Genomic DNA, 12,701 nt, shown 5'->3' with positions numbered 1-12,701 from the left:
AAATTAAGGATTTCGCAAAATCCTTACACCTACGTTTTATGTCGTCATATGGAAAAGAATAGTTTAGGCTTCGAAGGAAATTTGGTCCTTATTAACTAGATCGTTTCTGATAAAGATTAGACATTACAATTTGTGTAGCTTCAGAGGCATAGTGAAGAGTTTTTTCTCAACAGATCCACAAGCTCGCATTTACAAACAGCTATAAGCTGCTGCGCGAACTCTCAAATGATGGTATTCCTCCATACTAGGGGCCAGCTGATGCATATAAACGACGGAGAATTGTTCGCTTGGATCTATAGAAATCCAGGTGCCTGCCATTCCCGTCCAGCCAAATTCTCCAATCGAGCTGTTTGCATGCCCAGCTGCTTTATCCATTAACGTGCGCACACCAAGTCCATAGCCATAACCTGTATGGTATGAATTGGTGAAATCCGATAGTTGAGCTGTATTCAGATGATTTGTACGCATTAAATCAATGGTTTTTCTACCCAATAAGTTCACACCGTTTACCGTGCCGCCATTTGACATCATTTGTGAAAATGTGAGGTACTCCTTAACTGTCGAATACAGACCTGCGCCTCCACTTTCATATATAGCATCGGGCTGATGATATTCATCCAAGAAACCCTCTATTTTCTCAAGTTTTCCGGTGTCTATCCGTTGATACATGGAAGCCATCCGCGATTCAATATCTCCACGATATCGGTAACCTGTATTGTTCATTCCAAGCGGATCAAATATTTCATCCTTTAGGAATTGCCCTAATGATTTACCTGAAATTACTTCAATAAGACCTGCAACAAGGTCATGTCCATATCCGTATAACCAGCGTGTTCCCGGCTCAAACGCAAGTGGAACTTCAGAAAGCGCTTTAATTTCTGTGCGCAGGTCATATTTCCCCTGCTTTTCCTTTAATCCTGCAATCGCCTTCTGCATAGCTTTTCCTGTTTCTGAAGACTCGGAAGCGTAAGGAAGACCCATACTCATATTGAATATATGCTTAATTAAAATGGGTTTCTCCGCCTTATCCACGTAGGTGTATCCATTAGGAGCGGTTTTGAATACATGCGCATTACGATATTCGGGAAGATATTCATACAAAGGCTCATTCAACAAAAATTGCCCACGTTCGTACAGCATAAGTGCAGCCGCACAGACAACAACCTTTGTCATGGAAAACAAGCGATACACTGTATCCTCAGTGATTGGTTTTCGGGCTTCCAGATCAGCATATCCATGATACCCTTCATACAACACTTTACCATTCTGGGCAATGGCACAACCGCAACCTGCCGGCCCATTTGCTAAGAAATGTTTCAATAGCTGATCTACCTTGTCAAAACGAGACATATTCATCCCTCCTATTTTTCCTTCAAAGAAACAAGCCTCCCCTCGCGCTCTAATTTCCTGTTCCAACAAGCTTAGCGCGATCCCTTGTAAGCGCTTATTCCCCGCATTTATTTTAACGGTAAACTTGGTAAATACATAGATTATTTGTCATAATCAGATGGCTTTACATTAACAGCTCAGCCACCGTTTCCTTCCAACGATGGAGCACCGATTCCGGTTCCTTGAGACGGACCGTGACACCTGTCAAGATATCCGCATATTGGGCCGAATCTTCTCTGGCTGCAAAAACATGAGCCGCAAATCGCTCACGTACATGCTTGGCTCCGGGCAAAGCAGGCAGATGTTCCAGCGACAACCGCACATAATGCGCCTTCCCCCCAGTAAACACCGCAAGCGTCGCCTTCCCAGTACGGATCATGTTGCCTGTCGTAGTCGTACCCGGCCATAGGGCCAGACGCAAATTCCCCTCGTCCAGCGCTACAACCTCGCCCACACTAATCATCGCTATGTGCGGCCACTGATCTTCCGTGACCGTCAGCAGCATCATTGCTTCATGCTGCTTGTTCTCCAGTCCCTTGCCGTCCAGTAGCGTGAACAGTTCCTTGCCGATCCTTGGTGTCTGCATGAAGTATAATCCCCTTTACATTTGGCCTATAACTTCAAAGTACCATAATTTACGGCTACTTACGAACGACCCTATATCCGCTCTGGAATAGGAGGAACATGAGCAGCATTCGGAATATCTCGGGGGTTTACCTTGAACGCCGATTTATACTTTGCTGGATCCGTAATGCTATCCGGTTCTGAGGTACGCCATGTGAACAGGCATACAGGACACAATAAGACCTCCCAGGTGCCTTTAACTGGCGAGCGGGTAACAACCTCCGAACGATTAGATTCACAACGGGGACAAATATGCATCTGTCAGCACTCCTTTAATTTTTATTTATTTTTAAAAATATTTAGCGAAGCATTTGGCTCAACTTTTTCTCCCATTCCGCTACACCCAGCGGGGAATCGAGCGGCTGCGAGTAATGGCCTCTAATATCCGGTGCTACAGGTGTCGTCGCATCCAATATCATTTTGTGCGTCATACCTGCCGGATCAGAGCCGGGGTCAAGCGGTAAAATAGACAAGCCAGGAACAATAACAGCATCATGCTTCGGATGCAGTTTGGTGGATAAAGCCCACATGACCTGCGGCAGATTGAACGGATCGACCTCCTCATCCACCACAATCACCAGCTTGCAATACCCCAATCCATGCGGAGTTGTTAACGCACGCATTCCCACAGCCTTTGCAAAACCGCCATACCGGGTTTTCGTGGAAATAATAGCGACCAGCCCATGCGTATACATGGCATTAACAGCTACGATTTCATTAGGAAAAGCATCCTTAAGCTGCTGAAACAACGGTACACTTGTATTCACACCAATCATATAATCCGTTTCCGTCCAAGGCATCCCGATGTACAGATGCTCAAAGATAGGCTGTTTGCGGTGATATACACGATTAATCTGAATGACTGGCATAGCGCGACCGCCGGAATAGTGACCTGTGAATTCACCGAAAGGACCTTCATACTCACGTTCACCTGCTAACACTTCGCCTTCCAAAATGACCTCGGCTCCCCAAGGTAGATCCAAATCTGCATCCTTCGCTTTGACCACACGATAAGGCTCTCCCTGAATGGCGCCCGCCATTTCATATTCGGATTGATCGTACAGCAGCGGCGTAGAAGCAGCCGTTGTAATTACAGGCTCACATCCGAGGGCAATAGCTACCTTCAGATTTTCGCCGCGCTCCTCAGCCTGACGGATATGGATCGCAATATCATGCTGTGGTACAGGCTGGATGCCCAAACGGTTCTTGCCTTTCACCTGCATCCGATACAAGCCGACATTTTGCTTACCGTAGGTGTTCGGGTCATCCAGATCGCGTGAAACTAAAATTGCTTTGTCCAGGTAAAATCCTCCGTCCCCCTGATTCAAACGAAACAACGGCAAAATATCAAACAAATTAATATCCTCCGTAATCTCGACTTCATGAAAAGGAGCGGTTTCTTCCCGCTTCACGGGTACCGGAAATTGTTCATAGCGTCTGGCAAATTCAAAAAACTGCTCCTTGAGCGGCGTGTTTTTTGGCATTCCCATCATGAGGGCATGATTGGGCCAGGAGCCCATTACATTCATTGCAATACGAGCATCCGTATATCCATAGATGTTGTTGAAAAAGAGAGCAGGCGTCTTATCTCCAAGATTGTTTAACGCTCTGTTAGCTGCTGACAGGTCTGGCTCCGGCTTTACCTCATCGCTGATCGTGAGTAATTGTCCCTCCTTTTCCAAGGTGTGTAGAAAATCGCGAAAGTCTTTATAAGCCATCATTCATTCTCCTTCGTTTTTCGATTTCTCAATTCTGGTGCAGTCTGGAGTCAGTCTGCTTCATTCCATCCCAGCGTTTGGCTGCGGTTGTGACAATACCGAACTGATCCAATGCGCGAAAAACAATATGATCCACCAATTCCTCGATACTTGCAGGATGATTATAAAATGCAGGCATCGGCGGCAGGATCATCACGCCCATACGTGACAGCTCCAGCATATTTTCCAGATGGATACTGCTTAATGGTGTTTCCCTGGTCATGAGCAGAAGCTTCTTTCGCTCCTTCAGCATCACATCCGCTGATCGGGTGAGCAGGTTGTCCGCCATACCGATACGAATGGAGGCGAGCGTTTTCATACTGCAAGGAGCGACGACCATACCGTCTACCCGAAAGGAGCCGCTGGAAATACGCGCAGCCTGATCCTTATACGAGTAGACCGCATCCGCCATTGCCTCCACTTCCTTCACCGTGTAGCCTGTCTCATAGGGTATGTTCGCAATAGCCCACGGGGATAGCACCAGATGGCTTTGGACTCCAGCCTCCCGTAATTGTTGCAATATGCGGATACCAAAGATCGATCCTGTCGCTCCCGATATTCCTACAATCATTTTCTTCATATGTCCCCTCCTTTCATCCCATCGTTTTATGTTCACCCATGCATTACTGTCAAAAATTATACGCCTGTTCCCTGCACACGAAAAATATATATAATATATGGAATGCATACTTTAATAGTATTCAAAATGAAGCGATGTTTAGAAATGAGGAGGAATCCCAATGGATATGAAGCATCTGCATTACTTTTGTGTCATCGTGGAGGAAGGGCAAATCACCAAGGCTGCCAGAACGCTCAACATGGCCCAGCCTCCACTGAGTCAACAACTCAAAAATATGGAGGACGAGCTTGGCGTAAAGCTGATTTACCGTGAAGGAAAGAAGTGGGAGGTTACCGAGGCCGGATATACACTGTATACACGCGCCAAGCGATTATTGGCTGAAATGGAGGACACCTGTAGAGAGATTGGGGAGTTTGAAAACAAAATAACCGGCACACTCTCCATAGGCACGTCATCCGCCTGTATGTCTCTGATTACTGAACAACTCAGCCGCTTTCATCAGGATTTTCCAGAGGTATACGTTAAAATAGGACACGGAGACACACATCATCTGGAAGAGCTGCTGCACCAAAATAAAGTTGATCTGGCCCTATTGCTGCTTCCGGTAGATGACAAATCGTACCATTCAATTGAGTTGGAGGGCGTTTCCTTTGTTGCCGTACTTCCGTCTGAATGGGCAGATCGTCATCCCAGTGGGGAAATTACGTTACAGGAAGCTGCCAGCTATGACCTCTTGTTGGGACGCCGAACAGAGGGACACGGACTATACGAAACCGTCATCCGCAAATTTCAGGAACACCATCTTATTCCGCGCGTCGTACTGGACTGTCCTGAAATATCGACCATTCTCTCGCTCGTTTCCACAGGTATGGGAATTACCATCATTCCAGACGCTGGCTTGGGACAAGAATACGGGGACAGATTTCGCACACTCTCCATTAAGGAGCCGTTCCCCTTCACGCGGCCTGCCGTCGTATGGCGCAAGGATCGATATTTATCCAATGCAGCTCGCAAATTGGTTGAACTGCTACAAGCTGAAAACACAAAAAAGACTGCTCCCGAGTAGATGCTCTACCGCTCTACTCCTGAAACAGTCTGATGCTGGATAAACTTCCTTCATTCGGTCGTTGATGTCGCTTACTTGACTCCCTGATGTCGATACTCGGTTGGAGTCATTCCACATTTGCGCCGGAATACCTGTGTAAAATGCCGCATATCCTGATAGCCGATCCGCTCCGAAATATCAGCCAGCCGCAGATGAGGATCACTGAGCAGCCGCTTCGCCTCCTCCATACGCAAGCAAATGACGTAATCCTTGTAGCCTTGTCCCGTCTTTTGCTTGAATAACTGGCTGAAATACACCGGATTCAAAAATACGATTGATGCCACCTTCTCCAACGACAGCTCCTCTGTAAAGTGAGCCCGAATGTATTGCAATGCCACATCGACCGTATGCATGCCTTTGCGGAGACATTCTCCTGTATCCGCTGCTGCGGCTGCAATCTCCTCTGGCGTACGTCTTAGTCGCGCCACCTCTTCAGGTATGGAGGCAAAATTGTGATGAACACCCGAACGTGTAATTTGTAGAGGCACCTTCACATAACGCTTCAGATGGGATTCGAGCAACGTCTCTAGCCGTGCGGCCTCTGCCTCATCCCTTAGCCTTGCAATGCCCAGCAGACTATGGCGGTCTAAACTGACGACAAAGCCGCTGCCTCCTGCCTCAATGAGCTCGGACAGTACATTTTCAATCATAAAATGCTCCAGATGCGTCTGCTTGTGATCAGGCTCCATACGAACCATGAAGAGATGGAATTCCGGATAGTTTTCGACAAAAGGCTGTATATCCAGCTTTCCCGTATCCAGTCCAAGGGCATAGCGTTGGAAAACGGCTTCACGCAAATAAACCATATTGGATTTGAGAAGCCTACCCTCGTTCGCCTGCTGCGAGGCCACAAGTGCTTCGGCTGCCAGTATTTCAATACATTCCAGCAGCTTTTTTTTACCAATCGGCTTTAACAGGTAGTCTTTGGCACCCAGCTTTACTGCTCTTTGTGCATAATGGAAGTCGGAATGGGCCGAAATGACAACCCACTGCAGATGAGGATGCTTTCGCTTAGAAATACGCATGAATTCCAGACCATCCATGCCGGGCATCAGGATATCAGTTAATACAATATCTACAGGATGCTCCGCCAGAATGCCTGCTGCCTCCTCGGTGGAAGCAGCGAGATGAATGCCGCAGGTTGGTAGAGCTTGGCCAATGGTACGCCGAATCCCCTGCCGAATCATACTTTCATCGTCAGCTATCAGAATATTCATGTTTCTCCTCCTTCTGTGGCAGAGGCACACTTACAGTGGCTGTTGTTCCGGCCCCAGGTGTGCTAGAGATCCGTAGGCCGTACTCTTCTCCGAACATGTGCCGTAGCCGTAAATTTAGGTTTTGCAGGCCGATGCCTCCCGCCTGCCCGCTGCCCGCCTGTTTGCCGGGTTCTGCCAAAGCGACCTGGACCACCTCCCATCGTTCGTACTCCATCCCTGCACCGTTGTCGATGATGTGCAGGCTCAATACACCCTCATATTCCTCCGCTCTGACGAGCAGCTTGCCACCTGTATCCGCATGAAGAGGCTCCAGTCCGTGCTTCACCGCATTTTCAATCAAGGGCTGTAAGGTCATTTTTGGCAAGCGGATATCCATCCATCGTTCATCAATGCTAATGTCTACAGATACCCTGCCCTCGAGCCGAGCTTGAATAATGGTGAGATAGTGGCCAACCTGCTCCACTTCTTCACGAAGGCTTACATCGGCCCCCTCTTCCCAATGGCTGCTGTAACGGAACATATGAGATAAGGAGAGAATCACCTCTCCGAGCTGATCCTGTCCCTTTTCATCCAGCATCCAATAGATCATATCCAGCGTATTATATAGAAAATGTGGATTGACCTGCGTCTGTAGCGCGTGCAGCTCCGCATTTTTTTCGCTGACCGATGATATACGCACCAGCTCGATTAGCTCTGCAATCCGTCTTACCATATGGTTAAAAGAGGTAGCTAGCTGATTGATTTCTTCATAGGATTTGGTGTTTACCGTATGGCGGAAATTCCCTGTCTCTACTCGCTTCATTTCCCGAATAACTCGCTTGAGTGGAAGGGAAATGCCCCTGGAGACGATGGACGCAATTAACGCCGACACAATAATAAGTATAGGTGCCACGATAAATAAGTACCTTTGATTTTGCACCAGCTCCACGTTCAGATCCTCACTAGGTGTCACACTAATCACAGACCAGTCGGCAAACGGCAACTTGGAAGCGATTACAACTTTCTCATTACTTCGATTTACAATAACATCCTCCTCCGGTACCTGCTGCTCTAGATTTTGCAAATCCGGTGGCGGATCAGAGGAAGTGGCCGACACAATTCGATTTTCATGACCCAACAGATATACCTGACTATTGGTGCCTAACCGCAAATTGTGGAGAGCGGACAAAACAGAACGCGGCTCCGCCTCAAACAGGACAATACCAATCGGCTTGTGCTCATCCAGATCATAGAGCTGCCGTCCAAACGCAAACACGGGTCTCGTTTCCACCTGATCAATGACAGAGTGAGGATACACGCCCAGCCATGCAATTTTGCCCGCCGACTTTCGAATTTCCTTATACCATTCCGTATGTTCGTAATGAGTATCAATGACATTCATATAATTGCCATAGTTGTATACCTTGCCTGTATCTGTGATGACATGAATGCCAATCAGATCCTCACGCGAATAATAGATAGCCCCCAGGATATTCGTAATTGTACGTTCGTTGATGTAATTGACAGCAGGTAAATCACTACTATCCGTCGTCAACAGACGAACCAAATCCATATTGTTGCTGATCGATTTGGAAAGACTGTTATAGCTGCCGAGCAACAATTCGAACAGTCCTGCCGTCTGGGATACATTTTTACGCGCCAGCTCGCTGACCTTATCATGGAACTGAACTGTAGTGCGGTTGTAAAATAATAGACTGACCGCCAGTACAATGCCGGACATGCTCAATAGGAACAGAACAAACAAGCGGTATTGAATGGATTGAAAACGGCGCAGCATACCTCCGTGCGCTCCTTTCGCATCGGCCGCCTATCCTTTAACCGCTCCCGCAACCATGCCCTTGGTGATATTTTCGGACAGAACAAAATAAATAATAATGACCGGTAAGGCACCCATGACTAGAAAAGCACCAATATTACCGTAGTTCACAGAATACTGGCTGACGAACGTATATACGCCGAAAGGGAGAGTTTTGAGCTTCTCGGACGAGATAAAGGTGGCAGCCATAATGTATTCATTCCAGATGTTAATGAAAGTTAAAATACATACCGTCATGATAGGCGGAATCGAGATGGGTAAGATTACACTGCGGAAAATACGATAAATGCTAGCTCCGTCAATGTAAGCGGACTCTTCAATTTCGTGGGGAATGGACCGCATAAAGCCGGATAGGATGAAGACCGCAATCGGTGTCTGAAAAGCGATATAGGGTAAAATCAGTGAGAAATACGTATTCAGAATATGGACGTTTTTAAACATCACCATCAGCGGCAGCAGTGTAGCTTGCATCGGGATCATCATCCCGATCAGAAACAAGGTCAGCACAACTGCCCCGAAGCGCCAACGAAAACGTGTAATCGCATAAGCAGTCATCGAGCTTAATAAAATGACGAAAATCATCGTAACCCCGGTCACCAGCACACTGTTTCCTAAATAACGCAAGTAGCTCCCTGATTCATAGGCTTCCTGATAGTTGTGCCACTGAGGCACTTCAGGGAGTGCAAAGAAGCTTGAGCTCAATATCTCTTCATTCGTCTTCAACGAATAGGTCAGCAGCCAAAAGAGTGGATACAGCTGTGTGACAACTAAGATTGCCAATAAGGAAAAGACTCCCGTTTTTTTCAAGGCATTCAACAGTTCCATCTCCTTTAGCTTACCTTATTTTCGATTCGTTTGAAAACAAAATTTATCACAATTGTAAATGACAAGCAAATCACTACGAGAATTGAAGCTAATGCGCTGCCATATCCGTATTTCATCGATAAAAAGGACATATTGTACATATACGTGGATACTGTATCCGTCGCATGGGCTGGTCCTCCACCCGTCATCACCCAGATCAAATCAAACGATTGCAGCGAGCCTATAAATGCTAATACAATTGATATCTTAAAAATAGGTACAATGAGCGGCAGCGTAATATAGCGGTCTGCTTTGAATCCTTCAGCTCCATCAATTTTGGCTGCTTCATACAGCTCATTCGGTATATTTTGCACCCCGGTAAACTGGATAAGCAAATGATAGCCAAAATACTGCCACAACGATACAAAATAGAGGGCGTACATCGCGATCTGCGGTTCCGTCAGCCATGAGCGTGTCCAGCTTTCCAGCCCAATCGCCAGCAAAATACCGTTCAGCATTCCACCCATTGAGGCTGGATTATAGATCGTCTTCCACAGCTGCCCGATAATGACCACCGACAGAATAACCGGCAGAAAATACATTGTAACCAGCGTATTGGCCTTACGCACATAGCGATTGAGTAAAATAGCCAGCAGCAGGCAGAGCGGAATTTCAAGCATGGAAAACACAGCAAACATCATGGTCCGCTTCACGGACGGCCAGAACACTGGATCGGCTGTAAAAATCCGCTCAAAATTAGCCAGCCCCACAAACTTTGCCTCCGCGATCCCGTTCCAATCCAGCAATCCGCAATACACCGACACCAAAATCGGAACAAATACCATACAGGTATACAACAACAGGCAAGGTAGCACGAAAACGGCAATGGTACGTGCTGGCACCTTCAGTACATTCATGCTCTAATCTCCTTTGTGTTGATTCTGAACATCTTCTGAGGATGCACAACCTACATGATTTCCAATCAGGGAAGAAGCATTCTGCCCCCTCCCTAGTGCTTGCTACTTCAGGACTTTGCAAAATTCAATTCCAGTCGCTCCAAAGTGCAATATCTAGACGAACTAGGCCAATTCGATCTATATATTGTTCATTGGGAGTCGCTTATTGGATTTTTGCAAAATACTCACTTATTTATTCGCTTCAAAAGTGTTCTGATGTTCCTTGGCAACTTGGGCAGAGTCTTCTTTTTGCACGAACAGGTTTTGAATGCTACTCAGATGCGCCTGCGCAATAGCCGGATTCATCGTATTATCAAAAGCGAGATCGCCCCCTTTTACATTTTTGAACAGCTCATTAAGACTAATCGCTAACTCGGAGTAGCCCGCTTCCTTCAGATCGCCTTTCATTTTCTGACCGCTACCAATCGCATTTTTCAAATCAAACTGAATCTTGGGCATCTCCGTAATAAAATAGTGCAGAAAATCCTTCGTCTCCTGTAAATGTTCACTGTTCGCAGATACCGCAAACGCGCTGCCCGGCGCAATTACATACTCATTCACATCACCCTTGCCATTCACCGTAGGGAATTGAAACGCTCCTACCTTACCCGCTACCGAAGAAGCATCAATTGACCCCGTTTCCCATGTACCCATGATATACATCGCGGCTTTTCCTGTTTTAAAAATATTACCGCCTGCATTATAGTCAATAGATGTAGCTCCATCCGGGAAAGCTCCTGCCTGCACTAATTCCTGAAATGCATCCACCGCTTCCACAAAAGCTGGATCGTTAAACGTCTTTTTGCCGTCCAGTACATCATTGAGAAAATTCGGCCCTTCATTCGTACGCAACAAAATGTTCATAAAAAGGAGGGAACCCGTCCATGAATCCTTTTCCCCAATGGCAATCGGAGTAATTCCCTTCGCCTTCAACGTTTTGACCGTCGTAATCAGCTCGTCAAAGGTGGTCGGCAACTTTTGGATTCCCGCCTGCTTAAACAGTTCTTTATTGTAAAACACCACTTCTATATTGTTACCGTCCGGAAAAGCATAGAGCTTATCGTCAAAGCTATAGTAATTAAGAAGTCCATTCTGAAACGTATCTTTTAACCCCTCTTTGTCAGCCACATCGTTTAATGGAGCTAGCAGCCCGGCATCTACGAATGGCTTCATCTGTGCAGCCGGGTTTACAATCGTGATATCAGGTACTTCCTTCGCCGCTGCCTGTGTTTTCAGCTTGAGCTTTTGTTGATCTGTATTTAGCGAATCCAATTTAATTTTGACATGAGGATGATCCTGCTCGTATTGACCTACAATTTGCTTAATCATTTTGTACGAAGGGGTGCTCGGATCAGGATTGATGTTCTGAAAGGTAATCGTAACATCTTTCGTTACGGTGCCTCTGCTCGGTTCTCCTGAATTTCCCGGACTTGCGCTTTGTCCGTTATTACAAGCTGCCAGCGTCAATGCCAAGGCGCTCGCCATCAGAATGGCAAACGCTTTCATTTTTGTTCTGCTCATAGTCTTTTTCCTCCTCTTGTTGAAGCATTGCGCAATTTTGCCCTCCTTATGGGTGGACACTCAATGCCCGCTTGTTCTTTTCATTATGTTCCATAGAAAAGACGTGAACAATGCGTGAACTTAAGGAGAAAGGTTTGTTTTTTCAAGCCCTCATTTGCGTGCTTCAAAATTCATTAATATCATAACTTGCAATTTATCTAGAACACAGGCATAATATGAATAAGATCGTTGTTTGATAATGATTATCATTATTAAATGATAAATACACATAGACTTTAAAGGAGGCAGGACCGCAGTGAAAGAAACTTTTAGTAAAACCTCCCTGCATATTGATGATTATTTGGATCTTCTCAATCTTGCCGTACAAGTCGGAGATACCAAGTGGCAAAAGGAAATTACCCGTAAACTTCAAGCCTTGAGTGTCCTTCAGACAGAGCAGGTTGAAATAGATTAACTTCCCTAGTTAATACTGTCCTCAGTTAAAAATGCTGACTAGGCACTACTATACAAAGGACAACCAAGATACCGTAAAACTTTTGACCGAATCCATGAAGAAGATCTTTCATGTGAATGATAAATAAATCGGTTATAGGAAAAAGAGCACAGCCCGTTAAGGCTGTGCTCTTTTTATCGTGCTTGGCGACGTCCTACTCTCCCAGGACCCTGCGGTCCAAGTACCATCGGCGCTGGAGGGCTTAACGGTCGTGTTCGGGATGGGTACGTGTGGAACCCCTCCGCTATCGCCACCAAACATGAATTTACATCGTAAATTCTACCGTACGGTTATTCCGTTCATCACCTATCGTGTGAATGAATAGCCATGCGCTTGTTGTATGTATTTCTACATACCTTCAAGGTTACACCCTGAAAACTGGATCCGAAACTCATTTGCGTTTTATTTTTAGGATAAGCCCTCGACCGATTAGTATTGG

The 12,701-nt window shown here is 46.2% G+C and carries 12 protein-coding genes and 1 rRNA gene; 2 read left to right on the top strand and 11 right to left on the bottom strand.

The window, feature by feature from the left end:
* Positions 1-189 precede the first annotated feature (189 nt).
* The 5 genes from AC5ELV_RS17280 to AC5ELV_RS17260 form a co-directional block, all read right to left on the bottom strand.
* Positions 190-1,350, bottom strand: a complete 1,161-nt coding sequence (locus AC5ELV_RS17280) for a serine hydrolase domain-containing protein (protein WP_493431154.1) — start codon at positions 1,348-1,350, stop codon at positions 190-192.
* A 163-nt stretch (positions 1,351-1,513) separates the two neighbouring features.
* Positions 1,514-1,975 carry a pyridoxamine 5'-phosphate oxidase family protein gene (locus AC5ELV_RS17275; RefSeq protein ID WP_493431153.1) on the bottom strand — a complete coding sequence of 154 codons (462 nt, stop codon included), beginning with the start codon at positions 1,973-1,975 and terminating at the stop codon, positions 1,514-1,516.
* A 71-nt stretch (positions 1,976-2,046) separates the two neighbouring features.
* The gene (locus AC5ELV_RS17270; protein WP_493431152.1) at positions 2,047-2,271 is read right to left on the bottom strand and encodes a non-oxidative hydroxyarylic acid decarboxylases subunit D; all 225 of its coding nucleotides are present in this window, start codon (positions 2,269-2,271) and stop codon (positions 2,047-2,049) included.
* A 41-nt stretch (positions 2,272-2,312) separates the two neighbouring features.
* Positions 2,313-3,731 (bottom strand): non-oxidative hydroxyarylic acid decarboxylases subunit C, encoded by a 1,419-nt coding sequence (locus AC5ELV_RS17265; protein WP_493431151.1) that lies wholly within the window; start codon positions 3,729-3,731, stop codon positions 2,313-2,315.
* A gap of 28 nt (positions 3,732-3,759) precedes the next feature.
* A complete protein-coding gene (locus AC5ELV_RS17260; protein WP_493431150.1) occupies positions 3,760-4,350 on the bottom strand; it encodes a UbiX family flavin prenyltransferase in 591 nt (196 codons plus the stop codon).
* A 160-nt stretch (positions 4,351-4,510) separates the two neighbouring features.
* On the opposite strand from AC5ELV_RS17260, the gene AC5ELV_RS17255 reads away from it, so the two are divergent.
* Entirely contained in the window at positions 4,511-5,416 is a 906-nt protein-coding gene (locus AC5ELV_RS17255) for a LysR family transcriptional regulator (protein ID WP_493431149.1), read from the top strand.
* Positions 5,417-5,487: 71 nt separating this feature from the next.
* Here the strand turns inward: AC5ELV_RS17255 and AC5ELV_RS17250 are convergent, their stop codons facing one another.
* From AC5ELV_RS17250 to AC5ELV_RS17230, 5 genes are all read right to left on the bottom strand, one after another.
* Positions 5,488-6,672 (bottom strand): response regulator, encoded by a 1,185-nt coding sequence (locus AC5ELV_RS17250; RefSeq protein ID WP_493431148.1) that lies wholly within the window; start codon positions 6,670-6,672, stop codon positions 5,488-5,490.
* Entirely contained in the window at positions 6,653-8,449 is a 1,797-nt protein-coding gene (locus tag AC5ELV_RS17245; RefSeq protein ID WP_493431147.1) for a sensor histidine kinase, read from the bottom strand. Before AC5ELV_RS17245 ends, AC5ELV_RS17250 begins: the two co-directional genes overlap by 20 nt.
* A 30-nt stretch (positions 8,450-8,479) precedes the next feature.
* Entirely contained in the window at positions 8,480-9,313 is an 834-nt protein-coding gene (locus tag AC5ELV_RS17240; protein ID WP_493431146.1) for a carbohydrate ABC transporter permease, read from the bottom strand.
* 5 nt (positions 9,314-9,318) lie between these two features.
* Positions 9,319-10,209: a carbohydrate ABC transporter permease gene (locus tag AC5ELV_RS17235; RefSeq protein ID WP_493431145.1), complete on the bottom strand. Its 891-nt coding sequence runs from the start codon at positions 10,207-10,209 to the stop codon at positions 9,319-9,321.
* Positions 10,210-10,437: 228 nt separating this feature from the next.
* Positions 10,438-11,769, bottom strand: a complete 1,332-nt coding sequence (locus AC5ELV_RS17230; RefSeq protein WP_493431144.1) for an extracellular solute-binding protein — start codon at positions 11,767-11,769, stop codon at positions 10,438-10,440.
* A gap of 295 nt (positions 11,770-12,064) precedes the next feature.
* Between AC5ELV_RS17230 and AC5ELV_RS17225 the strand changes: the two genes are divergently transcribed.
* Complete coding sequence (locus tag AC5ELV_RS17225) at positions 12,065-12,223, top strand: hypothetical protein (RefSeq protein ID WP_165147892.1); 159 nt, start codon at positions 12,065-12,067, stop codon at positions 12,221-12,223.
* A gap of 180 nt (positions 12,224-12,403) precedes the next feature.
* Here AC5ELV_RS17225 and rrf read toward each other — a convergent pair.
* Positions 12,404-12,520, bottom strand: a 5S ribosomal RNA gene (gene rrf / locus AC5ELV_RS17220).
* Between the last annotated feature and the right edge of the window lie 181 nt (positions 12,521-12,701).

This window comes from Paenibacillus sp. NMA1017, from assembly GCF_058895805.1.
The sequence above is the reverse complement of the archived record's forward strand: the minus strand, read 5'-3'. Positions and strand labels throughout refer to the sequence as shown.

What these genes read in the sequence shown, in the direction of transcription:
- AC5ELV_RS17260 (WP_493431150.1), bottom strand. Translation starts at nt 4,350, where the DNA reads ATGAAGAAAATGATTGTAGGAATATCGGGAGCGACAGGATCGATCTTT.
- AC5ELV_RS17235 (WP_493431145.1), bottom strand. Translation starts at nt 10,209, where the DNA reads ATGAATGTACTGAAGGTGCCAGCACGTACCATTGCCGTTTTCGTGCTA.
- AC5ELV_RS17270 (WP_493431152.1), bottom strand. Translation starts at nt 2,271, where the DNA reads ATGCATATTTGTCCCCGTTGTGAATCTAATCGTTCGGAGGTTGTTACC.
- AC5ELV_RS17275 (WP_493431153.1), bottom strand. Translation starts at nt 1,975, where the DNA reads ATGCAGACACCAAGGATCGGCAAGGAACTGTTCACGCTACTGGACGGC.
- AC5ELV_RS17230 (WP_493431144.1), bottom strand. Translation starts at nt 11,769, where the DNA reads ATGAGCAGAACAAAAATGAAAGCGTTTGCCATTCTGATGGCGAGCGCC.
- AC5ELV_RS17265 (WP_493431151.1), bottom strand. Translation starts at nt 3,731, where the DNA reads ATGGCTTATAAAGACTTTCGCGATTTTCTACACACCTTGGAAAAGGAG.
- AC5ELV_RS17250 (WP_493431148.1), bottom strand. Translation starts at nt 6,672, where the DNA reads ATGAATATTCTGATAGCTGACGATGAAAGTATGATTCGGCAGGGGATT.
- AC5ELV_RS17245 (WP_493431147.1), bottom strand. Translation starts at nt 8,449, where the DNA reads ATGCTGCGCCGTTTTCAATCCATTCAATACCGCTTGTTTGTTCTGTTC.
- AC5ELV_RS17255 (WP_493431149.1), top strand. Translation starts at nt 4,511, where the DNA reads ATGGATATGAAGCATCTGCATTACTTTTGTGTCATCGTGGAGGAAGGG.
- AC5ELV_RS17280 (WP_493431154.1), bottom strand. Translation starts at nt 1,350, where the DNA reads ATGTCTCGTTTTGACAAGGTAGATCAGCTATTGAAACATTTCTTAGCA.
- AC5ELV_RS17240 (WP_493431146.1), bottom strand. Translation starts at nt 9,313, where the DNA reads ATGGAACTGTTGAATGCCTTGAAAAAAACGGGAGTCTTTTCCTTATTG.